General features: G+C 66.8%; 21 protein-coding genes. 8 read left to right on the forward strand and 13 right to left on the reverse strand.

The genetic code is table 11. The annotated features are described in order from the left end of the window. Positions 1–24 precede the first annotated feature (24 nt). Positions 25–3,984 carry an FAD/FMN-binding oxidoreductase gene (locus tag DXK93_RS12430; protein ID WP_119450193.1) on the forward strand — a complete coding sequence of 1,320 codons (3,960 nt, stop codon included), beginning with the start codon at positions 25–27 and terminating at the stop codon, positions 3,982–3,984. 89 nt (positions 3,985–4,073) lie between these two features. Here the strand turns inward: DXK93_RS12430 and DXK93_RS12435 are convergent, their stop codons facing one another. Together DXK93_RS12435 and DXK93_RS12440 are read right to left on the reverse strand one after the other, a co-directional pair. After that, positions 4,074–5,042 (reverse strand): tripartite tricarboxylate transporter substrate binding protein, encoded by a 969-nt coding sequence (locus tag DXK93_RS12435; protein WP_054457749.1) that lies wholly within the window; start codon positions 5,040–5,042, stop codon positions 4,074–4,076. Positions 5,043–5,171: 129 nt separating this feature from the next. Next, entirely contained in the window at positions 5,172–5,891 is a 720-nt protein-coding gene (locus tag DXK93_RS12440; RefSeq protein ID WP_119450194.1) for a YggS family pyridoxal phosphate-dependent enzyme, read from the reverse strand. A 199-nt stretch (positions 5,892–6,090) separates the two neighbouring features. Between DXK93_RS12440 and DXK93_RS12445 the strand changes: the two genes are divergently transcribed. Both DXK93_RS12445 and DXK93_RS12450 read left to right on the forward strand, forming a co-directional pair. Continuing rightward, a complete protein-coding gene (locus DXK93_RS12445) occupies positions 6,091–7,332 on the forward strand; it encodes a PLP-dependent aminotransferase family protein (RefSeq protein WP_054457747.1) in 1,242 nt (413 codons plus the stop codon). Positions 7,333–7,525: 193 nt separating this feature from the next. Beyond that, positions 7,526–8,542 carry an amino acid ABC transporter substrate-binding protein gene (locus tag DXK93_RS12450; RefSeq protein WP_054457746.1) on the forward strand — a complete coding sequence of 339 codons (1,017 nt, stop codon included), beginning with the start codon at positions 7,526–7,528 and terminating at the stop codon, positions 8,540–8,542. A gap of 57 nt (positions 8,543–8,599) precedes the next feature. On the opposite strand, the gene DXK93_RS12455 is transcribed toward DXK93_RS12450, so the two are convergent. From DXK93_RS12455 to dprA, 3 genes are all read right to left on the reverse strand, one after another. Next, the gene (locus DXK93_RS12455) at positions 8,600–9,073 is read right to left on the reverse strand and encodes a hypothetical protein (RefSeq protein WP_054457790.1); all 474 of its coding nucleotides are present in this window, start codon (positions 9,071–9,073) and stop codon (positions 8,600–8,602) included. Between the two features lie 8 nt (positions 9,074–9,081). Continuing rightward, positions 9,082–9,990 carry a hydroxymethylglutaryl-CoA lyase gene (locus DXK93_RS12460; protein ID WP_054457745.1) on the reverse strand — a complete coding sequence of 303 codons (909 nt, stop codon included), beginning with the start codon at positions 9,988–9,990 and terminating at the stop codon, positions 9,082–9,084. Positions 9,991–10,102: 112 nt separating this feature from the next. Then, a complete protein-coding gene (gene dprA, locus DXK93_RS12465; protein WP_119450195.1) occupies positions 10,103–11,215 on the reverse strand; it encodes a DNA-processing protein DprA in 1,113 nt (370 codons plus the stop codon). A gap of 216 nt (positions 11,216–11,431) precedes the next feature. Between dprA and def the strand changes: the two genes are divergently transcribed. Together def and fmt are read left to right on the forward strand one after the other, a co-directional pair. After that, positions 11,432–11,944, forward strand: a complete 513-nt coding sequence (def, locus tag DXK93_RS12470) for a peptide deformylase (protein WP_054457743.1) — start codon at positions 11,432–11,434, stop codon at positions 11,942–11,944. 175 nt (positions 11,945–12,119) lie between these two features. Further along, positions 12,120–13,061: a methionyl-tRNA formyltransferase gene (gene fmt, locus DXK93_RS12475; protein ID WP_054457742.1), complete on the forward strand. Its 942-nt coding sequence runs from the start codon at positions 12,120–12,122 to the stop codon at positions 13,059–13,061. A 34-nt stretch (positions 13,062–13,095) separates the two neighbouring features. Here the strand turns inward: fmt and DXK93_RS12480 are convergent, their stop codons facing one another. The 4 genes from DXK93_RS12480 to DXK93_RS12495 are packed head-to-tail and all read right to left on the reverse strand — an operon-like array spanning position 13,096 to position 15,607. Beyond that, a complete protein-coding gene (locus tag DXK93_RS12480; protein ID WP_054457741.1) occupies positions 13,096–13,722 on the reverse strand; it encodes a pyridoxamine 5'-phosphate oxidase family protein in 627 nt (208 codons plus the stop codon). A gap of 17 nt (positions 13,723–13,739) precedes the next feature. Further along, entirely contained in the window at positions 13,740–14,366 is a 627-nt protein-coding gene (locus DXK93_RS12485) for an HAD hydrolase-like protein (RefSeq protein WP_054457740.1), read from the reverse strand. Positions 14,367–14,415: 49 nt separating this feature from the next. Further along, complete coding sequence (locus tag DXK93_RS12490) at positions 14,416–14,982, reverse strand: hypothetical protein (protein ID WP_119450196.1); 567 nt, start codon at positions 14,980–14,982, stop codon at positions 14,416–14,418. A 37-nt stretch (positions 14,983–15,019) separates the two neighbouring features. Continuing rightward, complete coding sequence (locus DXK93_RS12495; RefSeq protein ID WP_054457738.1) at positions 15,020–15,607, reverse strand: TIGR00730 family Rossman fold protein; 588 nt, start codon at positions 15,605–15,607, stop codon at positions 15,020–15,022. Between the two features lie 220 nt (positions 15,608–15,827). Between DXK93_RS12495 and DXK93_RS12500 the strand changes: the two genes are divergently transcribed. Beyond that, entirely contained in the window at positions 15,828–16,388 is a 561-nt protein-coding gene (locus DXK93_RS12500; RefSeq protein WP_119450197.1) for a bacterioferritin, read from the forward strand. On the opposite strand, the gene DXK93_RS12505 is transcribed toward DXK93_RS12500, so the two are convergent. Further along, positions 16,385–16,780, reverse strand: coding sequence for a helix-turn-helix domain-containing protein (locus tag DXK93_RS12505; protein ID WP_119450198.1), 396 nt, complete (start codon positions 16,778–16,780; stop codon positions 16,385–16,387). The genes DXK93_RS12500 and DXK93_RS12505 overlap by 4 nt on opposite strands. Positions 16,781–16,861: 81 nt before the next feature. Between DXK93_RS12505 and DXK93_RS12510 the strand changes: the two genes are divergently transcribed. Beyond that, positions 16,862–17,179 (forward strand): multidrug efflux SMR transporter, encoded by a 318-nt coding sequence (locus DXK93_RS12510; protein WP_042796135.1) that lies wholly within the window; start codon positions 16,862–16,864, stop codon positions 17,177–17,179. Positions 17,180–17,214: 35 nt separating this feature from the next. Here DXK93_RS12510 and rimO read toward each other — a convergent pair whose 3' ends face one another. The 3 genes from rimO to DXK93_RS12525 form a co-directional block, all read right to left on the reverse strand. Further along, positions 17,215–18,552: a 30S ribosomal protein S12 methylthiotransferase RimO gene (gene rimO / locus DXK93_RS12515; RefSeq protein WP_054457789.1), complete on the reverse strand. Its 1,338-nt coding sequence runs from the start codon at positions 18,550–18,552 to the stop codon at positions 17,215–17,217. A gap of 179 nt (positions 18,553–18,731) precedes the next feature. Then, the gene (locus tag DXK93_RS12520) at positions 18,732–18,989 is read right to left on the reverse strand and encodes a DNA-binding transcriptional regulator (RefSeq protein WP_054457735.1); all 258 of its coding nucleotides are present in this window, start codon (positions 18,987–18,989) and stop codon (positions 18,732–18,734) included. Positions 18,990–19,238: 249 nt separating this feature from the next. Next, a complete protein-coding gene (locus tag DXK93_RS12525; RefSeq protein WP_054457734.1) occupies positions 19,239–19,871 on the reverse strand; it encodes a LysE family translocator in 633 nt (210 codons plus the stop codon). A 92-nt stretch (positions 19,872–19,963) separates the two neighbouring features. Between DXK93_RS12525 and rsmB the strand changes: the two genes are divergently transcribed. After that, on the forward strand, positions 19,964–21,301 hold the full coding sequence (rsmB, locus tag DXK93_RS12530; protein ID WP_119450199.1) for a 16S rRNA (cytosine(967)-C(5))-methyltransferase RsmB: 1,338 nt from the start codon (positions 19,964–19,966) through the stop codon (positions 21,299–21,301). Positions 21,302–21,314 lie beyond the last annotated feature (13 nt).

Genomic DNA, 21,314 nt, shown 5'->3' on the forward strand with positions numbered 1-21,314 from the left:
TTTAAGGGCCCCCTTCTTGCAGCCATGAACGCCCCACTCGCTAGCCACATCTTGAACGGGGCGATGCCGCCCGCAGCACCCGCGCGCTTGCGCGAAATCCCGTACAACTACACGTCGTTTTCCGACCGCGAGATTGTCGGCCGCTTGCTGGGCGACGACGCCTGGAGTCTGCTGAGCGACCTGCGCGGCGAACGCCGCACCGGCCGTTCCGCGCGCATGCTGTACGAGGTGCTGGGCGACATCTGGGTGGTGCGCCGCAACCCTTATCTGCAGGACGACCTGCTCGACAATCCCAAGCGCCGCAAGCAGCTCATCGAAGCCCTGCATCACCGCCTGGGCGAAATCGACCGTCGCCGCGAACCGGACGTGCCCGCCGAGGCCGGCCATGATCCGCACCGCGACGAGAAGGTCGTCGGACTGCTGGCGCGGGCGCGCTCCGCCATCGCCGCATTCGAGGGCGAATTCGACCAGACCGCCATGATGCGCAAGCAGGCGCAGAAGGTGCTGGGCCGCATCACCGCCCGCGACAACATCAAGTTCGACGGCCTGTCGCGCGTCTCGCACGTGACCGACGCCACCGACTGGCGCGTGGAATACCCCTTCGTGGTGCTGACGCCGGACTCGGAAGACGAGATCGCCGCGCTGGTCACAGCCTGTATTGAACTGGGGCTGACCATCATCCCGCGAGGCGGCGGCACCGGTTATACCGGCGGCGCCATTCCGCTGACCTGGAAGTCGGCGGTGATCAACACCGAAAAGTTCGACAAGCTGGGCAAGGTCGAGTCCTGTCTGCTGCCCGGGCTGACCGAGCCCGTGGCGGTCATCCATGCCGGCGCCGGTGTGGTGACCAAGCGCGTTTCCGAGGCCGCCGAGGCCGCGGGCTTCGTGTTCGCCGTCGATCCGACCTCGGCCGAGGCTTCCTGCGTGGGCGGCAACATCGCCATGAACGCGGGCGGCAAGAAGGCCGTGCTGTGGGGCACCGCGCTGGACAACCTGGCCTGGTGGCGCATGGTCGACCCGAACGGCAACTGGCTGGAAGTCAGCCGCCTCGACCACAACATGGGCAAGATCCATGACGTGGACGTGGCGCGCTTCGAGCTCAAGTGGTTCGACGGCCGCGGCAAGCCGGGCGAGCGCCTGCTGAAGACCGAAACCCTGGAAATCCAGGGCCGCGTGTTCCGCAAGGAAGGCCTGGGCAAGGACGTCACCGACAAGTTCCTGGCTGGCCTGCCCGGCATCCAGAAGGAAGGCTGCGACGGCCTGATCACGTCGGCGCGCTGGGTGCTGCACCGCATGCCGCGCTACACGCGCACCGTCTGTATGGAGTTCTTCGGCCAGGCGCGCGACGCGATCCCGTCGATCGTCGAGGTCAAGGGCTACCTGGACGGCGAAGGCCGCGCCCGCGGCGCCATCCTGGCAGGTCTTGAGCACCTGGACGAACGCTATCTGCGCGCGGTGGGCTACGCCACCAAGAGCAAGCGCGGCGTGCTGCCCAAGATGGTCCTGATCGGCGACATCGTCGGCGACGACGAAGACGCCGTGGCCGCGGCATCCAGCGAAGTCGTGCGCCTGGCCAACACGCGCCACGGCGAAGGCTTTGTGGCCGTCAGCCCCGAAGCGCGCAAGAAGTTCTGGCTGGACCGTTCGCGCACCGCCGCCATCGCGCGCCACACCAACGCCTTCAAGATCAACGAAGACGTGGTGATCCCGCTGCCGCGCATGGGCGAGTACACCGATCACATCGAACGCATCAACATCGAACTCTCGACCAGCAACAAGCTCAAGCTGCTGGGCGAGCTGGACGCCTATCTGTGCACGCCGTTGCCGGTCGGCAAGATCGACGACACGGACGTCGAGACGACCCGCGCCGAAATGCTGGCCGAGCGCACGCGCCAGGCGCTGGAACTGGTGGCCGCCGTCCGGCAGCGCTGGCAGTGGCTGCTGGACAACCTGGACCTGCCGCTCCTGCAGGCGCTGCCCGAGCTGCACGGCCTGGGCCTGGGTGAATTGCAACCCGCCTTGTCGGACCGCCTCGCGGCGCAGCCCGGCGCACGCGTCTTCGACGTGGTGCAGGACCGCACCATCCGCCTGTCCTGGAAGACGGAAGTGCTGGCGGGCCTGCAGCGCACGTTCTCGGGCGCAGCCTACAAGAAGATCATCGACGAGATGATCGCCATCCATGGCCGCGTGTTGAAGAGCCGCGTGTTCGTGGCGCTGCACATGCACGCCGGCGACGGCAACGTGCATACCAATATCCCGGTCAACTCGGACGACTACGGCATGCTGCAGGAGGCCCACCAGGCCGTCGAGCGCATCATGCAGATCGCCCGCGACCTGGACGGCGTGATCTCGGGCGAGCACGGTATCGGCTTGACCAAGTACGAATTCCTGACCGAGGCCGAACTGGCCCCGTTCCAGGACTACAAGCGCCGCGTCGATCCCAACGGCCACTTCAACGCCGGCAAGCTGATGCCGGGCGCGGACCTGCGCCACGCCTGGACGCCCAGCTTCAACCTGATGGGCCACGAGTCGCTGATCATGCAGCAAAGCGACATCGGCGCCATCTCCGAATCCATCAAGGACTGCCTGCGCTGCGGCAAGTGCAAGCCGGTATGCGCCACCCACGTGCCGCGAGCCAACCTGCTGTATTCGCCGCGCAACAAGATCCTGGCCACCTCGCTGCTGGTGGAAGCCTTCCTGTACGAAGAGCAGACCCGGCGCGGCGTCAGCCTCAAGCACTGGGAAGAGTTCGAGGACGTGGCCGACCATTGCACGGTCTGCCACAAGTGCTACAACCCCTGTCCGGTCGACATCGACTTCGGCGACGTGTCGATGAACATGCGCGCCGTGCTGCGCCGCATGGGCCGCAAGTCGTTCAATCCGGGCACGGCCAGCGCCATGTTCTTCCTGAACGCCAAGGATCCGGCGACCATCAACGCCACCCGCAAGGCGATGGTGGGCGTGGGCTACAAGGTCCAGCGCGCCGCGCATGACCTGCTGTCGGGCCTGGTGAAGAAGCAGACCGCCGCGCCTCCGGCCACGGTGGGCAAGCCGCCGCTGCGCGAGCAGGTGGTCCACTTCGTGAACAAGAAGATGCCCGGCGGGCTGCCCAAGCAGGCGGCGCGCAAGCTGCTGGACATCGAAGACGCGAACTACGTGCCCATCATCCGCGATCCCAAGGCCACCACGGCCGACACGGAAGCGGTGTTCTACTTCCCGGGCTGCGGCTCCGAACGCCTGTTCTCGCAGGTGGGCCTGGCCACGCAGGCCATGCTGTGGCACGCGGGCGTGCAGACCGTGCTGCCGCCGGGCTACCTGTGCTGCGGCTATCCCCAGCGCGGCAACGGCATGACGGACAAGGCCGAGCAGATCATCACCGACAACCGGGTGCTGTTCCACCGCGTTGCCAACACGCTGAACTACCTGGACATCAAGACGGTGGTGGTCAGCTGCGGCACTTGCTACGACCAGTTGGCGGGCTACGAGTTCGACAAGATCTTCCCGGGCTGCCGCCTGATCGACATCCACGAGTACCTGCTGGAAAAGGGCATCAAGCTGGAAGGGGCCAAGGGCGTGCGCTACATGTACCACGACCCCTGCCACACGCCCATGAAGCTGCAGGAACCCATGAAGACCGTGCGCGCCCTGGTTGGCGACGACGCCGTCAAGAGCGACCGCTGCTGCGGCGAATCGGGCACGCTGGCCGTGAGCCGTCCGGACATCTCCACGCAGGTGCGCTTCCGCAAGCAGGAAGAGCTGCTCAAGGGCGATGCCGCCTTGCGCAGCGACGGTTTCACCGGCGACGTGAAGGTGCTGACCTCCTGCCCGTCGTGCCTGCAGGGTCTGTCGCGCTATGAAGGCGACACCGGCATGGACGCGGACTACATCGTGGTCGAGATGGCGCGCCATATCCTGGGCGAAGGCTGGATGGAAGAGTACGTGCGCCGCGCCAACGCGGGCGGCATCGAGCGGGTGCTGGTCTAGGCCGGCAGTCCGCGCAAGATACGCGCAAGAAAAAACCGCGGCCATTGCTGGCCGCGGTTTTTTTTCAGCTGTGGCAGTGAGCCGGAGGTTTACTCCAGCTTGATGCCGGCCTTCTTGATCACGTCCGCCCAGGCGCTGCGTTCCTGTTCGGCGTAGGCCTTGAACTCCTGCGAGGACATCGGCATCGGGATGACGCCCATGTCCAGGATCTTCTGCGATACGGCGGGCGACTTCAGCGTGGCTTCCAGGTCGGCGGCCAGCTTCTTGACGACGGGCTCCGGCAGGCCGGCCGGGCCGACCAGGCCTTGCCAGGCATAGGCGGTGAAGTTGGGCACGCCTTGTTCGGCCATGGTGGGCACGTCCGGCAGCGCGGCGACGCGTTCCGGAGTGGCCGCGGCCAACACGCGCAGCTTGCCGGCCTTGACGTTGGGCAAGCCCGAGGCCAGGTCGATGAACATCAGGTCTACCTGTCCGCCCAGCAGATCCTGCACGGCGGGCGCTGCGCCCTTGTAGGGCACGTGCAGCACGTTGGCGTTGGTACGCTGCTTGAAGAGTTCCAGCGCCAGGTGATGCGGCGAACCCGCGCCGGCGGACGCCGCCGACAGCTTACCCGGCTCTTTCTTGGCGGCCTGGATCACGTCGTCCACGGTCTTGAACGGCGAATTGACGTTCACGGCCAGCAGCAGCGGGAACTTGGCGATGCCGCCGATGTAGGTGAACTTGGACGGATCGTAGGACAGCTTGGCGTACAGCGACGGGTTGAAGGCCAGCGTGCCCGAGTCGGCCGTGCCGACCATGTAGCCGTTGGCCTCGGCCTGGGCGATGGCGGTGGCGCCGATGATGGTGGCGGCGCCGGGGCGGTTTTCGACCACGATGGTCTGGCCCAGCGGCTTTTCCAGGCCGCTTGCCACCGTGCGCGCCACGACGTCGGTGCCGCCGCCGGCCGGGTAGGGCACGATCCAGCGGATCGGCTGGGTGGGCCAGGATTGGGCCGAGGCCGCGCCGGCGGCCAGGGACAGGGCGGCCAGCGCCAACAGGCGCTTCGCGTGCTTATGCATGGGGTGTCTCCAAGTGCGGAATTGAGTATGGGCCGCCGCCGCAGGGTATGCGGGGGGCCTGTTATGCGCCGTTATTATGCCTTGCGTCCCCGGCAATCGGCAGATGTTTTGTGCCCTGCTTTCAGCGGCTTATTGCGGATCGGGATAGCTGCGGGCGCCGAAGATCGCCGAGCCGATACGCACCTCGGTCGAGCCTTCCTCGATCGCCAGCTCGAAGTCTCCGCTCATGCCCATCGAGAGACGGTCCAGCGATACGCCTGGCAGGTTTTCCTGCCGCAGGCGGTCGCGCAGCTCGCGCAGGGTGCGGAAGCAGGCGCGCACCTCGGCGGGATCCGGCGAATTCACGGCCAGCGTCATCAGGCCTTGCACACGTAGCGTCGGAAAGTCGGCGGTGATGCGGCGCAGGAAGGCGGGCACGTCGGCGGGGGCCATGCCGTACTTGGTGGGCTCGGACGAAGTCTTGACCTGCACCAGCACGTCCAGCGTCCGGCCTTCGTTGGCCAGGCGGCGGTGCAGGGCTTCGGCCAGCTCCACCCGGTCCAGCGACTGGACTTCGGCGGCGTCGCGCGCCGCGTCGCGGGCCTTATTGGTCTGCAGATGGCCGATCAGCACCCATTGCAGGCCCAGGCCGTCCAGCGCCGCGGCTTTCTGGCGGATTTCCTGCGTCTTGTTTTCGCCGTAGCGGGTCAGCCCCAGCGCCATGCCCTCGCGGATGGCGTCCACGCCGAAGGTCTTGCTGACGGGCAGCAGCGTCACGCTGTCCGGGCTGCGGCCGGCGCGCGCGCAGGCGTCGGCGATGCGTTGCTGGATCTGGGCAAGGCGCCCGGCCATGGTGTCTACGGCGGTCATTCAGCTCTCTGGTAGGAACGGGATGTCCCATAGTGTAGGACTGCGCCCGATCGTTTCGCCACAGCGCCCGTGCGCGTCGTTGACCCTGTCTGATCGGCAGGCTTAGAATTTGAAGATATTTGTTTATATTTCAATGTTCTATGCCATCCGGCGCCGCCCCAGCGGGCGACACGGTATCCAACCTACACAGTCTCCCGCCATGTCCACCGCAGCGCCTGAATACGCTTTCGCCACGCCTTTCCTGAATCCCCCAGCTTCCCCCATCCGATCGCTCATGCCGTATGCCATGCGGCCGGGCACCATTTCGCTGGCGGGCGGCTATCCCGCGCAGGAACTGTTCGACGTGGAAGGCCTGTCGATCGCGTCGACCCAGGTCCTGGCCCGCCTGGGCGCCTGCCTGCAGTATTCCAACATCGACGGCCAGGCCAGCCTGCGCCACGAGCTGGCGCGTCTGTCGGCCGAGCGCGGCCTTATCTGCAACGCGGATACCGAGCTGGTCGTGACCGGCGGCTCGCAGCAGGCCCTGGCTTTGCTGACCCGCGTCATGCTGCAGCCCGGCGACCATGCCATCATCGAATCGCCCGCGTTTCCGAATTCCGTGCAGGCGCTGCGTTACACCGGCGCAACGGTGCATACGGTGCAGTCGGGTCCCGAAGGCATCGACGTGGACGCGCTGGACGAACTGGCCGGCCGCATCAAGCCCAAGATGGTCTGCGTGGTCGCATCGTTCTCCAACCCCTGCGGCGCGACCCTGACGCGCGAGCGCCGCCTGCGGCTGCTGGAACTGGCGGTCAAGCACCGCTTCCTGATCGTTGAAGACGATCCCTACAGCGAACTGCGCTTTGCCGGCGAAGCAGTGCCGCCCATCGCCGCGCTGGCCGAGGGCGAAGCGCGCCACTGGGCCGTGTACCTGGCCAGCATGTCCAAGACCATGGCGCCGGCGCTGCGCATCGGCTGGCTGGTGGCGCCGCCCGAAGTCCGCCGCCGCTGCGTCAGCGCCAAGGCAGCCGACGACATGGCCTCGTCCGCCTGGATCCAGGAAGTCGTGGCCCAATACCTGGCCAATGGCCGCTACGGCGAACACGTGCCGCGCATCCGCGCGGCCTACGGCCTGCGCTGTGACGCCATGGCGGAATCGCTGGCCCGCGAACTCAACGGCCGCGTCACCTTCAGCAAGCCCGAGGGCGGCATGTTCTTCTGGGCCCGCCTGACGGGCGAGATCGACGCCACGCGCCTCTTGCCCTACGCCATCGAGCACGAGGTCGTCTACGTGCCGGGCAAGGCGTTCTACGCGGATGCTGCGCAGGCCGACCTGCATGCCATGCGCATGTCGTTCGCCACCATGAATGAAAGCCAGATCGCCCAGGGCATGGTGCGGCTGGGCCGCGCGCTGGACGCGTGCGAGGCCAACGAACCAGTGTCGATCTCGCTGGCTGCCTGATGCCGGCTTGACGGCGCGCATGCGCCGCTGTGCGGCCTGTTGCTACGCTCTTCTGCCTGTCCGCCCCGGCGCTTGCGTGCCGGGGCGCGCATACCTAAATAAGCGTTGGTTATTTGGTTTGGGCGCTTCATGTCTATAAGCTTCTTGCCTCGGCGCGTTCCCGCGCCCGCAAAGCAGAACAGGAAACGAGGTCATGAACATTGCAAAAGGGTTGATCGGCGCAGCGTTGCTGGCGGCAGCGGCGCAGGGCGCGCAAGCGGCCACGCTGGACGTGGTGCGCCAGCGCGGCGCCGTGGCTTGCGGCACGACCACAGGCTTCGCGGGCTTCTCCGCGCCTGACGCGCAAGGCAAGTGGCAGGGGCTGGACGTCGACCTGTGCCGCGCGATTGCCGCAGCGGTCTTCGGCGACGCCAGCAAGATCAAGGTGGTGCCGCTGAATTCGCAGCAGCGCTTCACCGCCTTGCAATCCGGCGAGGTGGACGTGCTGACGCGCAACACCACGGTGACGCAGCAGCGCGATACCGCACTGGGCATCATCCACGCCGGCATCAACTTCTACGACGGCCAGGGCTTCCTGGTGCCGAAGTCCCTGGGCGTGAAGAGCGCCAAGGAGATCAACGGGGCCACCATCTGCCTGCAGACCGGCACGTCCAACGAAAACACGCTGGCCGACTGGGCCCGCGCCAACAACGTGAGCTACAAGCCGGTCGTGATCGAGACCTTCAACGAGGTGGTCAACGCCTTCGCCGCGGGCCGTTGCGACGTCTTCAGCACCGACGCCTCGGGCCTGGCCTCGATCCGCATTTCCAAGCTGCAGAACCCCGACGACTACGTGGTGCTGCCCGAGATCATCTCCAAGGAACCGCTCGGCCCCTTCGTGCGCCAGGGCGATGATGCCTGGCTGAACATCGTGCGCTGGTCGTTGTCGGCCATGATCGAAGCCGAGGAATACGGCGTGTCGTCCGCCAACGTGGACGAGCAGGCCAAGAGCGCCAACCCCAATATCAAGCGCATCCTGGGCGTCACGCCCGGCAGCGGCGCCAACTTGGGGCTGGACGAGAAATGGGCCTACAACATCGTCAAGCAGGTGGGCAATTACGGCGAAAGCTTCGAGCGCAACGTGGGCCAGGGCAGCCCGCTGAAGATCAAGCGCGGGCTGAATGCGCAATGGACGCAGGGCGGCCTGATGTACGCGTTGCCAATACGGTGATGACGGCGGGTTTCGCGCGTTGGGTACTCGATTGCCCGTGCGCGAAGCCCGATGGCTTTATCCGCGCCGGTACAACTCCGCGATCTTCACGAACGCGGCGCGCAATTCGCGCGTGCCGCCCTGGAAGATCATCGGCCGGCCGCGGTGCGTGAACACCACCAGCCGCTTGGAAAACAGCATCGGCACGAAGCGCGCGTAGCGCACGTCTTCCCAGGCGACTTCGCGGCGCGTGAACCAGGTCTGGCGCAGGCCGCGTTCATCGATGGTGGTGATGGATGTCTGCATGTGCCAGGAAACGAACAGCAGCCCCAGGAAGCACAGTCCCACCACGACGGCCAGCAAAGTGTCGAAGGGCTGCGAGGGCGCGCGGATGGCGGTGGTGACCACCTGCACGCCCAGCACTGCCAGGATGACCCAGGTCAGGATGCGGACCCAGTCGGGCCAGGCCTGGCCGGACAAGGGCAGGGGACCGATGGTCCGCAGCAGCGCCGCGTGCTCCTCGGCGGAGGGCGTGCTGGCCGGAGTATTCATGCGATCCGTCATGCCGCCCGTTTGGCGGCGATGGCGTTGCCGGCGCGGCTCGAGCCCTTGCGGTTCAGGTGGGCCGACATCCACTGGCCGATATCGACCACGGCGTCGAAATCCACGCCGGTGTCGATGTCCAGTCCGCGCAGCATGTACAGCACGTCTTCGGTGGCGACGTTGCCGGTGGCACCCTTGGCGTAGGGGCAGCCGCCCAGGCCGGCCACCGACGTGTGGAAAATCGAGATGCCGGTTTCCAGCGCCGCCAGGATGTTGGCCAACGCCTGCCCGTAGGTGTCATGGAAGTGGCCGGAGATGCGGGCCGGGTCGGCCACGCGCGTCACCGCGGTCATCACTTCGCGCACGCGCCTGGGCGTGCCCACGCCTATGGTGTCGGCCACGTCGATCTCGTCGACCTGCATTGCCAGGTAGCGCTGCGCCACGTCCACCACGGCTTCCACCGGTACTTCGCCCTGATAGGGACAGCCCAGCGCGCAGCTGATACTGCCGCGCACGCGGATGCCGGCGGCGCGCGCGGCCTGCACCACGGGCTCGAAGCGCGCGATCGATTCGGCGATGGAACAGTTGATGTTCTTCTGCGAGAAGGCTTCGCTGGCCGCGCCGAAGATCACGATTTCGTCGGCCCCGGCGGCCAGCGCACCCTCGAAGCCCTTCATGTTGGGCGTCAGCACGGAATAGATGGTGCCGGGACGGCGCTCGATGCGGGCCATGACTTCCGCGCCGTCGGCCATTTGCGGCACCCATTTGGGCGACACGAACGAGGCGGCCTCCACGTTGGGGAAGCCTGCGGCGGATAAGCGGTTGACCAGTTCCACCTTGATGTCGGTGGGCACGAATTCCTTTTCGTTCTGCAGGCCATCGCGGGGCGACACCTCGACGATCTTCACGCGGGAGGGCAAAGCCATGTCTATTCCTGTCTCGGGATGGGGTAGGCGGCGCGGCAGGGCGGCGCTATCTGCTCAATATTAGCGCCATAGCGCCGACCCTGTTTTGCAGGGAGGTCCAGGGGGAACAACCCTATTTCATGCGTTGGTAACGGCCGTCGTCCAGCTGGACGACGCGGCCTTGCAGCTCCAGTTGCACCAGTTGCGTCTGCAGGTCGGCGGTGTCCATTCCACTGCGGGCCTGGATCGCATCCAGGTGCAGCGGATCGTAGCCCAGCGCGTCCAGCACCGGGTGGTCAGGCAAGGCTTCCGCGGCGGCAGGCTGGGCGCGCACGGCCGGCGTGGGGTCGCCGCCCAATTCGTCGGTGATGTCGCGGGCGGTCTCCACGAGCTTGGCGCCCTGGCGGATCAGCGCATGGCAGCCGCGCGAAAGCGGTGAATGGATGGATCCGGGAATGGCGAAGACCTCGCGCCCGCCTTCGGCCGCCAGCCTGGCCGTGATCAGCGATCCGCTCTGGCGGGCGGCTTCCACTACCAGCACCCCGCGCGCCAGCCCGGCCACGATGCGGTTGCGCTTGGGGAAGTGCTGCGGCAGTGCGCCCGTGCCCAGTGGCAGTTCCGACACCAGTGCGCCGTGCGCCGCGATGCGGTGCGCCAGGTCGCGATGCTTGGCGGGGTAGATGCGGTCTATGCCGGTGCCCATGACGGCCACGGTGCCGGCGCCATCGGGGCCGGCGTCCAGCGCGCCTTCATGGGCGGCGCCGTCGATGCCCAGCGCCAGCCCGCTGATGACGCGCCAGCCATGCCCAGCCAAATGCCGCGCAAAGGCGCGGGCGTTCTCCTGGCCGCCGGGCGTGGCGTTGCGCGCGCCCACCACGGCCAGCGACGGTCCCTGCAGGAAAGCGGGGTCGCCTGCGACATACAGCAGGATGGGCGGGTCGGCGATGGTCAGCAGGCTTTGCGGATAAGTCGGATCGGCCAGCGTCAGGATGTGCCGGCCGGGCGCGGCTACCCATTCCAGCGCGCTTTCGACCTGCGCTGCCATTTCTGGCGGCATTGGGGCGGCCAGTTGCCGCGCCAGCGCCTCGGGCAGATGGCGCGACAAGGCGGTGGCGCGCTGGGCGTAGATCTGTTCGGGCAGGCCGAGCGCGCCGAGCAGGGTGCAGGCGGTGGCGGAGCCTATGTTCGGTTCCAGGGACAGGCGCAGCCAGGCGGCCAGTTCGGAAGGGGATTGCGTAAGCGGCATCGTGCGGGCGCGTAAGGGCGTCGGTGGTGCGAGAGTGTCGCATGCGGGGCGCTGGACCGCGGGCCCGAGGCGGATTGATTTGCGGCGCGGAGCGGCCAGGAAACGCCGCGGACATGGCAATCCGGCCAATCCCGGGATTAGCCGAAAACTATTAGAAATCAAGAGTCTAATGAATTAAACTCTTATGTAAACCTGACTACTGGCATTTCCCCCGCAATGGCTTTACTTCCTATTCTTCGCTACCCGGACCCGCGCCTGCACAAAAAGGCCAAGCCGGTCGCCGAGGTCGACGACCGCATCCGCCAACTGGTGCGCGACATGGCCGAAACCATGTACGACGCGCCGGGCGTAGGGCTGGCCGCGACCCAGGTCGACGTGCATGAGCGCGTCGTCGTGATCGACGTGTCCGAGGAAAGCAACCAGCTGCTGGTGCTGATCAATCCCGAGATCACCTGGCGCAGCGACGACTACAAGATCTACGAAGAGGGTTGCCTGTCCGTGCCCGGCGTCTATGACGACGTCGAGCGGGCCTCCCGCATCCGTTGCAAGGCGCTGGATATCGACGGCAAGCCCTTCGAGTTCGAGGCCGACGGCCTGCTGGCCGTATGCGTGCAGCACGAGCTTGACCATCTGGAAGGCAAGGTGTTCGTGGAATACCTGTCCAGCCTGAAGCAGAACCGCATCAAGACCAGGCTCAAGAAGGCCGAGCGCGAAGCGTTGCGAGCGTAAGGGGCTCACCCCCTACCCGCTGCGCGGGCCCCCTCAGGCGGGCCGCCGTCCAGGGGGCGGCGCAGGCGAACCGGCAAAGCCGGATCCGCGGCGCCCCGGATCGGCCAGGCCTCCTGGCTGCGGGCAACGCGATTCTTTGAACGTCCGTTCCATTTCATTCTTCTTTTCTCGTCCCATGCGCCTAGTCTTTGCCGGCACGCCGGAATTCGCCCGTATCGCCTTTGACGCCCTGCGCGCCGCAGGCCACGAGATCCCGCTGGTCATGACCCAGCCCGACCGCCCGGCCGGGCGCGGGCTGAAGCTGACGCCCAGCCCCGTGAAGCAGGCGGCACTGGACGCCGGCATCGAGGTCGCCCAGCCGCGCAGCCTGCGCCTGGACGGCCGCTATCCCGAAGAGGCCGGCGAGGCTCGGGCCCTGCTTGAGCGTGTGGCGCCCGACGTGATGGTGGTGGCGGCCTATGGCCTGATCCTGCCGCAGTGGGTGCTGGACCTGCCGCGCCTGGGCTGCCTGAACATCCATGCCAGCCTGCTGCCGCGCTGGCGCGGCGCCGCGCCCATCCAGCGCGCCATCGAAGCCGGCGACGAGCAGACCGGCGTGACCATCATGCAAATGGATCAGGGCCTGGATACGGGTGACATGCTGCTGGAACGCATCGTGCCCATCGGCGGCGACACCACGGCGGCCGAACTGCACGATGCATTGGCGCTGGCGGGCGGGGAGGCGATCGTTGCGGCGTTGGACGCGCTGGCTCAAGGCGGACTGACGCCGCGCAAGCAGCCCGAGGCCGGCGTGACCTACGCCGCCAAGCTCGACAAGGCCGAAGGCGCGCTGGATTGCACGCAGCCAGCTGAACTGCTGGCGCGCCGCGTGCGCGCCTTCAATCCCGTGCCGGGCGCCAGCATCCGCCTGCCCGGCCTGGCAGATCCGGTGAAGGTGTGGCGCGCGCAGGCGCTGGACCAGGCCACGACGGCCGCGCCAGGCAGCGTGCTGCGCGCAGATGCCACGGGCATCGACATCGCCACCGGCAACGGCGTGCTGCGTCTGTTGGAACTGCAGAAAGCGGGCGGCAAGCGCCAGCCCGTGGACGTGTTCGCGCGAGGCTGGCAGCCGGCCTGAACCCGCCGGGGCCTGGCGGCCCCGGGATCTTTCTTCAATACAAGGTGCTGGCCACGCGGGCAGGCAATTCGCGGTCGTAGGTGACGCCGTCGAAGGTGCCCGCCGTCAGGTCCGACAGGATGCGGCCCACGCTGGGCAGCGCGGTGCGCGGCACCTGTGTCGCCGGATCCCATAGCTTGGAGCGCAGCAAGGCGCGCGAACACTGGAAGTACACGGTGTGCACGTCCACGACCAGCACCGAGCGCGGGAGCTTGCCGTCCATCTCGAAGCGCGCCAGCAGCGCCGGGTCCACGCTGATGCGCGCCGCGCCGTTGACCCGCAGGGTCTCGCCCACGCCCGGCACCAGAAACAGCAGCGCGACCCGAGGATCGGCCAGGATGTTGCGCAGGCTGTCGATGCGGTTGTTGCCGCGGCGGTCCGGCAGCAGCAGCGTCTTGTCGTCCTCTACCACCACGAAGCCGGCGGGATCGCCGCGCGGCGAAGCGTCCAGGCCATCGGGGCCCGCAGTGGCCAGCACCGCGAAAGGCGCCGCTTCGATGAAGGCGCGGTAGTGCGGATGCACATGATCCACCTCCTTCTTGATGGAGGCTTCGCCGGACGCGCCATACAGCGCCTGCAGGGCGTTTGCGTCGGTGACCAGATGGGCGGGATCGATATGCATGGCTGCGGGTTCCAGGTTCAGGCCAGCGCGGCTGGCAGGTCGGCAACGGTCAGGAACAGCTCGTCGGGGCCGCGTTCGCGCAGGGCCTCGACATGGTTATAACCCCAGGCGACGGAACCGATACGCACGCCGGCCTTGCGGGCGGCGTCGATGTCGCGCATTTCGTCGCCCACCAGCAGGAAGCGCTCGGGGGCGGTGCCATGCTGCTTGAGCAGGCGGTCGATCTTGGCGGACTTGCCGAACAGGTCGGTGCCGCATTCGTAATCGTCGAACAGGGCGGCGGTTTCAGCGCCCAGCACGCGCTGCACGTTCTCGATGGAGTTGGAGCTGACCACCGCCAGCCGCAGCCCGCCCGCCTTCAGGCGCGCCAGCGCGTCGGGAATGCCGTCGAACAGGTGCACGCTGGGGTCGATTTCCTGCATCAGCGTGCGCACGTGGGCCATGATGGCGGGCAGCTTCCACAGCGGGATGCCCAGAAACTTGAGGATCTCGGCGGCATCGCGATGGCGCAGCTGGTCGCGTTCGGAGGCGTCGATCTTGCGGAAGCCATATTTGTCGGCCACCGTATTCAGGATGGAGTTGAACCATGGCATGGTGTCCGCCAGGGTTCCATCAAAATCAAAAGCGGCGATGTCGTATTTCAAGTCGCGGGTCTCTGAGCCTGTTGATGCTGAAAATAGCGTTGTGCCGGCCCTAGGCGCCGTTCGGATGCAGCAGATAGTGCACGACGGGAGCCAGGCCCTCGAGCGGCGGCGCGCCGGCCACGACGCGGGCGGCGCTGGTCCAGGGATAGTCCAGACCCAGCAGCCAGCCGAACACGGCTTCGGTGTCGTGCGCGGGCAGCGTCACCATGGTTTCGATGGTGATGACGAGGTTGCTCGCGCGATAGGGCTCGGGCTGGAATTCCCAGTCATAGCGGCCACAGCCCACACGGACGTTGCCCGTGGCCTTTTCCGTCATGCCCACGATCCAGTCGCACTGGTAGGCGGGCAGGCGCGCCTCGGCCTCGGGTCGCGCCAGATAGAACGTGTAGACGTTGTCGTAGGTCTGGCCGAACTTGCGCACCAGCGTATCGGTGATGGCAGCCAGGCCGTGCGACTCGGGCGGGAAGGCGATGGCCTGCGTGCGCAAGGCCATCTTCAGCACGGCGTCCGGCGCGAACGCGCGCGCCATGTAGTGCGGGCGGTTCTCGTCCTTGGCATGAAAGTAGTCGCGCAGGACGGACTCGGTGCTGGCGGGAGTCAACGCATGGGTGGGCATTGCGGGGCTTCCGTTGTGGTCGGGTGGATGGATGGCCTCAGGCCTTGATCTGTTCGAACCACTTCGAGACATTGGGCGGTTCGTACATGGCGTAGCGGTCCAGCAGCAAAGCAGGGTCCTCTTCCACCACCAGCATGTCGCGATGCTGGGGGCGGATGAATTCTTCCTCGACCGCATGGTCCACGAACTGGACCAGCGCGTCGTAGTAGCCGGCAATGTTCAACAGGCCGCAGGGCTTCTGGTGCATGTTCAGCTGCGCCCAGGTCCAGACCTCGAAGAACTCTTCCAGCGTGCCCGCGCCGCCGGGCAGCGCGATGAAGCCGTCGGCCTTCTCCATCATCATCGCCTTGCGCTCGTGCATGTTCTGCACCAGGTGCAGCTCGGTCAGGCCGCGGTGCGCCTGCTCCTTCTTCATCAGCAGTTCGGGGATCACGCCGATCACGCGGCCGCCGGCGGCCAGCACCTCATTGGCGACCACGCCCATGATGCCCACGACCGAGCCGCCATACACCAGCCCCAGATCGCGCCGCACCAGTTCGCGGGCCAGTACGCGGGCCTGCTCGATGTAATCCGGCCGGGCGCCCGGGTTCGAGCCGCAATACACGCAAATGTTCTTCAAAGTCATAGATCTTCGGGTGATGCCCATCCCGTTACAGATTGCGTCACGGGTTTTCGGGAAGCCCATAGTTTACGCAAGGATCGAAAACCGTTTTCGCCGGGCAATTTGGGGGGCGCAGGCAATGTTTGGACACAGCATGTTCCGCCACGATCGGTAGACTGGGTTGTACGGAGAGACTGGAAGCCCAGTGTCGCAGTGCTTTCACTTAACCAAGAGGAGCCACGATATGGAACAAGCAACCCGTACCCAAGCGCAGGCGAACCGCCCGTTCGACATGGACGTGAAGGCCATACGCGCCAAGGCGCGCCAGGACATCGAGTCCGGCGCCGTGACCGACACCTATCGCGCCGACCGCCAGACCGTGCTGAAGCTGCTGAATGAAGCGCTGGCCACCGAGATCGTCTGTGTGCTGCGCTACAAGCGCCACTACTTCATGGCCCGCGGGCTGAACGCCGAGCCCGTGGCCGCCGAATTCGCCGAACACGCCACGCAGGAACAGGACCATGCCGACCGGCTCTCGGAACGCATCGTGCAGCTGGGCGGCGAGCCCAACCTGTCGCCCAAGGGACTGTTGGAGCGCAGCCATTCCGAGTACGTCGAAGGCACGTCGCTGGAGGACATGATCAAGGAGAACCTGATCGCCGAGCGCATCGCCATCGACAGCTACCGCCAGATGATCGAGTACATCGGCGAACAGGACACCACCACGCGCCGCCTGCTGGAAGAGATCCTCGCGGTGGAGGAAGAGCACGCCGACGACATGTCGGACTTCCTGGCCAAGCGCTAGCGGACGCGGCGCGCCGCCCGGGCGTCATGGCGGCGCGCGGCCGCGTCCAGCGCCGCATGATGGGTCTCGGCCCAGCGGTCCAGCGCGATCAGGGCCACGTTCAGGGATTGGCCCAGTTCGCTCAGCCGGTAGTTCACGTGCGGCGGCACGGTGCCCAGGTCCTCGCGCAGCACCAGGCCGTGACGCTCCAGTTCCTTGAGCGTCTGGGTCATGACCTTCTGTGAAATCCCGTCCAGCCTGCGCAGCAGCTCGTTGTTGCGCATGGGGCCATGTTCCAGCGCAGGCAGGATCAGCGGCACCCATTTGCCGGCAATCAGTTCCAGCGCTCGGCGCGACGGGCAGGCAGCGTCGAACACGTCGCCCGAGGGCACGGAGGCGGATGGCTTTTTCATAGTTACCAAAAGGTGCGTACTTGTCTTGTGGTAACTATAGTCTCTAAGCTAGCCGTTCCCTGGTTCTGGCAGGAGGCCGCAATGGCCTGGTTGATTCTGGTCGCCGCGAGCGCGGTGGAAATCGTGATGGCCCTGGCCTTGAAGTATGCGGATGGCTGGACGCGATTCTGGCCCAGCGTGATCGGCATTGCGGCCGCCCTGGGCAGCGTGTTCCTGCTGACGCTGGCCATGAAGCAGCTGCCTGCTGGCACGGCCTACGCCATCTGGACCGGTATCGGGTCAGTGGGCATTACCGTGCTGGGAATCATGCTGTTCGGGGATTCGCCGTCTGCCGCGCGCCTGCTGTGCATTGCGATGATCGTGGGCGGCGTGGCTGGGCTCAAGCTGCTGGAAGCCTGAGCTGCGCGCGGCGGGCGCCGCGCGCAGGAGCGGATTCAGATCGCGTCGGCCCAGAGGTCGTATTCGTCGGAATCGGTGACGCGGGCGCGCACCAGATCGCCTGCCTTCAGGGGCTTGTCCGAGCTGACGTAGACGCAGCCGTCGATTTCAGGCGCATCGGCGCTGCTGCGGCCCACGGCGCCGTCTTCGTCCACTTCGTCGATCAGCACGTCGATCTCGCGGCCCACCTTCCTGGCCAGGCGGGCGGCGGAGATCGATTGCTGCAGCTCCATGAAGCGTTCCCAGCGTTCCTGCTTGACCTCGTCCGGCACCGGATTGTCCAGCAGGTTCGCGGGCGCGCCTTCCACCGGCGAATACTGGAAACAGCCCACGCGGTCCAGCTGCGCTTCCTGCATCCAGTCCAGCAGGTACTGGAAGTCTTCCTCGGTTTCTCCGGGGAAGCCGACGATGAAGGTCGAACGGATCGTCAGGTCCGGACAGATCTCGCGCCAGCGCTTGATGCGGGCCAGGGTCTTGTCCTCGAAGGCCGGGCGCTTCATGGCCTTCAGGATGCGCGGGCTGGCGTGCTGGAACGGGATGTCCAGGTAGGGCAGGATCTTGCCCTCGGCCATCAGCGGGATCACTTCGTCCACGTGCGGGTACGGATACACGTAGTGCAGGCGCGTCCACACGCCCATCTCGGACAAGGCCGTACAGAGCTCGGTCATGCGGGTCTTCACCGGACGGCCGTTCCAGAAGCCGCTGCGGTACTTCACGTCCACGCCATAGGCGCTGGTGTCCTGCGAGATCACCAGCAATTCCTTCACGCCCGCCTTGACCAGGCGCTCGGCTTCGCTGAGCACATCGCCCACCGGTCGGCTGACCAGGTCGCCGCGCATCGACGGGATGATGCAGAAGCTGCAGCGGTGATTACAGCCTTCCGAAATCTTCAGATAGGCGTAGTGCCGCGGCGTGAGCTTGATGCCTTGGGGCGGCACCAGATCCAGGTAGGGATTGTGGTCCTTCTTGGGCGGCGCTGCCTCGTGCACTGCGCGCACCACCTCTTCGTATTGCTGCGGGCCGGTCACGGCCAGCACGCTGGGGTGCACGTCGCGGATCACCGATTCCTCGACGCCCATGCAGCCGGTCACGATGACCTTGCCGTTCTCGGCCAGGGCTTCGCCAATGGCCTCCAGCGATTCCGCCTTGGCGCTGTCGATGAAGCCGCAGGTATTGACGACGACCACGTCGGCATCGTTGTACTCGGGCGTGACTACGTACCCTTCGGTGCGCAGTTGGGTCAGGATGCGCTCGGAGTCGACCAGGGCCTTGGGACAGCCCAGGGAAACGAATCCCACGCGCGGGGTCCGGCCGTCGGCGTTGGCGGCGGCGATGGTGTCGGCCAGGGCGGAGGTGGCGGACGCGTTTGCGTCAGCGTCGTTGGCCTTGCCGGGGCCCTTGCCAGGCCGGGAGGTTTCGAGGATTTCCAATGTCGTTCACCAAAAAATCGCGCGGCAAGCGTGTCGCGCGGCGGATGTGTTGTTCATGTCGGGCGAGGCCGGGGCGGCTGGCCTCAGGATTCAGCGTGTTCGTTGGCGGGCCACGGGGGCAGCTCTCGCAGGGTCTCGGGATGCATCATTGCTACCTGCAGCAGGGTCTTCGCCGCGCCCGAGGGGGTGCGCCGTCCTTGCTCCCAATCTTGCAGAGTGCGTACGCTCACGCCCAGCAGTTCAGCGAAATCCGTTTGCGGCAGGCCCACGCGGCTGCGTGCTTCGCTGATATGCGACGCCTGCCACGGTACGCTGCGCGCCGTCGGGGCAGCATTCTTCATGGCTCTTCAAAAGTCGGGCGCCTGTATGGCGTCCCAGGGTTCAGGCCATCGCCCCAGGATGGGCGGCGAAGGCGAATTTTTAATTATACGGCATTGCCGTAGGTCAAGCGCGGGGCGCTCCAATAGCGCGATGTGCCTGCTATCAGGAATCATCCCCGCGCGTAGTGCGGTCGCGAGGCGGACCGATGCATCCGCGTTGTTGGGTGCTGCCCAACGTGTATCCGTGCGGGATTTGGAATCGAGGTTGCATCAAGGCGCGCTGCGCCGATACAGCGCCAGCGTCCCCGCCAGCCCGATCAGCAGTCCCCCGCAGACGCGGTTCAGCCAGCGCAGGCCGGCGCCCTGGAAGGCGCGCACCATCTGCGCGCCCAGCGCGGCGTAGGCCAGCATCACGGCGATGTTCATCAGCGCCATGACCCCGGCCAGTACGGCGTACTGCGCCAGCAGAGGGGCGGCGGGATTGATGAACTGGGGCAGGAAGGCGGACATGAACAGCAGCGCCTTGGGGTTGGTCAGCGCCACCGCGAAGCTGCGCAGGCCCAGCGCCAGGCCGGCCGGACGCCGGGCGTCCGCCTGGGCGGCGGGCATGACCAGCGCCGCGTCCGAGCGCAGCATCTTCCAGCCCAGGTACGCCAGATAGGCCGCGCCCACCCATTTGATGAGCTGGAAGGCGATTTCGGACGCCGCCAGCACCACGCCCAGGCCCGACGCCACCGCGCCGATCAGGACCAGGTCGGCCAGCACCGCGCCGGCCATGCCCCAGCAGGCAGCGCGCACGCCGTGGCGCGAACCGTTGCTCATGGCGAGCAGGACGGTGGGGCCCGGCGTGATGATGGTGACGGCCGAGGCCAGGATGAAGAGCAGCAGGGTGGCGAGGGTCATGAGGGGCTCCGTGGCTGGGGCCAGTGTGCCGCGACGGCCGCCATTCGTCCAGGTCCGGCTACCATAGCGGTCTTATCTCCTGAATTTGCATCATGTCCACGCGTTCCGACTCCCCCAATCTGGCCCCTCCGCTGTCCTCCGTCCTGCTTTCCAGCGCGGAGGTGGTCGAGAGCGTGCTGGACGGCCGCTCCCTGACGGACGCGCTGGCCGACGTGGAATCGTCCCTGCGGCCCGCCACGCAGGCCGTGTCGTTCCATGCCATGCGTTACCTGGGCTGGGCCGACGCCGTGGGTCGCGAGATGGTGCAGCGCTATCCCAGCGTGTTGTTCGAATCTTTGTTGCTGGTGTCGCTGACCCTGCTGAAGGAAGAAGGCGATGCCGCCGCCGCCCTGCCGGGCATGCCGGTCTACGCGGCGCACACGGTGGTGGACCAGGCCGTGACGGCGGCCTCCCGCAGCCGCGCCCTGGCTTCCTATAAGGGCATGCTCAACGCCTGCCTGCGTCGTTTCCTGCGCGAGCGCGCGGCGCTCGAGGCTGCCGTGGCGGACAGCCCCGAGGCCCAATGGAACCACCCCGGCTGGTGGGTCAAGCAGCTGAGCGTGGCCTATCCGCGGGAATGGCGCGAGATCCTGGCTGCGGCCAATGTGCCCGCGCCGCTGACCCTGCGGGTCAATCGCCGCCGCGCCAGCCGCGAGCAGGTGTTGGCCGCCTTCCAGGCCGCCGGCTTGGCGGCCGAACCCGTGGGCCAGTCCGGCCTGGTACTGGCCACGCCCAAGCCGGTCACGCAACTGCCCGGCTTTGCCGAGGGCTGGTGGTCGGTGCAGGACGCCGGCGCGCAACTGGCGGCCGAACTGCTGGCGCCTGCCGACGGCATGCGGGTGCTGGACGCCTGCTCGGCCCCTGGCGGCAAGACCGCCCACCTGCTGGAGCTGGCCGATATCGACCTGCTGGCGCTGGATGCCGACGCCGACCGGCTGGCCCGCGTCGGGCAGAACCTGGACCGGCTGGGTCTGGCAAGCGATCGTGTCGAGTTGAAAGCGGCGGATGCGGCCGACCTGGACGCCTGGTGGGACGGCAAGCCGTTCGACGCCGTGCTGGCCGACGTCCCCTGCACGGCCTCGGGCATCGTGCGCCGCCATCCCGACATCCGCTGGCTGCGGCGCGAGAACGACGTGCGTCGCACGGCCACCCTGCAGGCCAGCATCCTGGACGCGCTCTGGCGCACCGTGGCGCCCGGCGGGCGGCTGCTTTACGTGACCTGCTCGATCTTCCCGATCGAGGGTACGCGCCAGGCGCTGGAGTTCATGCAGCGCCATCCGGAGGCGCAGCGCCTGGACGCGCCCGGCCAATTGCTGCCAGTTGCGGTCGATGCAACACCTGCGGCGCAGCGCGACGGGTTTTTCTACGCCTTGTTTGCCAAGCAGTCCTGAATCGCCAAGAATA

It is taken from the genome of Achromobacter sp. K91 (assembly GCF_003576205.1).
Classification (GTDB): Bacteria; Pseudomonadota; Gammaproteobacteria; order Burkholderiales; family Burkholderiaceae_B; genus Achromobacter; species Achromobacter aegrifaciens.

Excerpts from the sequence above, each read along its gene's own strand:
- def (WP_054457743.1), top strand. The coding sequence starts at position 11,432 with ATGGCTTTACTTCCTATTCTTCGCTACCCGGACCCGCGCCTGCACAAA.
- DXK93_RS12445 (WP_054457747.1), top strand. The coding sequence starts at position 6,091 with ATGTCCACCGCAGCGCCTGAATACGCTTTCGCCACGCCTTTCCTGAAT.
- DXK93_RS12500 (WP_119450197.1), top strand. The coding sequence starts at position 15,828 with ATGGAACAAGCAACCCGTACCCAAGCGCAGGCGAACCGCCCGTTCGAC.
- DXK93_RS12490 (WP_119450196.1), bottom strand. The coding sequence starts at position 14,982 with ATGCCCACCCATGCGTTGACTCCCGCCAGCACCGAGTCCGTCCTGCGC.
- rsmB (WP_119450199.1), top strand. The coding sequence starts at position 19,964 with ATGTCCACGCGTTCCGACTCCCCCAATCTGGCCCCTCCGCTGTCCTCC.
- DXK93_RS12440 (WP_119450194.1), bottom strand. The coding sequence starts at position 5,891 with ATGACCGCCGTAGACACCATGGCCGGGCGCCTTGCCCAGATCCAGCAA.
- DXK93_RS12510 (WP_042796135.1), top strand. The coding sequence starts at position 16,862 with ATGGCCTGGTTGATTCTGGTCGCCGCGAGCGCGGTGGAAATCGTGATG.
- DXK93_RS12460 (WP_054457745.1), bottom strand. The coding sequence starts at position 9,990 with ATGGCTTTGCCCTCCCGCGTGAAGATCGTCGAGGTGTCGCCCCGCGAT.
- dprA (WP_119450195.1), bottom strand. The coding sequence starts at position 11,215 with ATGCCGCTTACGCAATCCCCTTCCGAACTGGCCGCCTGGCTGCGCCTG.
- DXK93_RS12520 (WP_054457735.1), bottom strand. The coding sequence starts at position 18,989 with ATGAAGAATGCTGCCCCGACGGCGCGCAGCGTACCGTGGCAGGCGTCG.
- DXK93_RS12455 (WP_054457790.1), bottom strand. The coding sequence starts at position 9,073 with ATGAATACTCCGGCCAGCACGCCCTCCGCCGAGGAGCACGCGGCGCTG.
- DXK93_RS12480 (WP_054457741.1), bottom strand. The coding sequence starts at position 13,722 with ATGCATATCGATCCCGCCCATCTGGTCACCGACGCAAACGCCCTGCAG.
- DXK93_RS12450 (WP_054457746.1), top strand. The coding sequence starts at position 7,526 with ATGAACATTGCAAAAGGGTTGATCGGCGCAGCGTTGCTGGCGGCAGCG.
- DXK93_RS12430 (WP_119450193.1), top strand. The coding sequence starts at position 25 with ATGAACGCCCCACTCGCTAGCCACATCTTGAACGGGGCGATGCCGCCC.
- DXK93_RS12505 (WP_119450198.1), bottom strand. The coding sequence starts at position 16,780 with ATGAAAAAGCCATCCGCCTCCGTGCCCTCGGGCGACGTGTTCGACGCT.
- fmt (WP_054457742.1), top strand. The coding sequence starts at position 12,120 with ATGCGCCTAGTCTTTGCCGGCACGCCGGAATTCGCCCGTATCGCCTTT.
- DXK93_RS12495 (WP_054457738.1), bottom strand. The coding sequence starts at position 15,607 with ATGACTTTGAAGAACATTTGCGTGTATTGCGGCTCGAACCCGGGCGCC.
- DXK93_RS12435 (WP_054457749.1), bottom strand. The coding sequence starts at position 5,042 with ATGCATAAGCACGCGAAGCGCCTGTTGGCGCTGGCCGCCCTGTCCCTG.
- DXK93_RS12525 (WP_054457734.1), bottom strand. The coding sequence starts at position 19,871 with ATGACCCTCGCCACCCTGCTGCTCTTCATCCTGGCCTCGGCCGTCACC.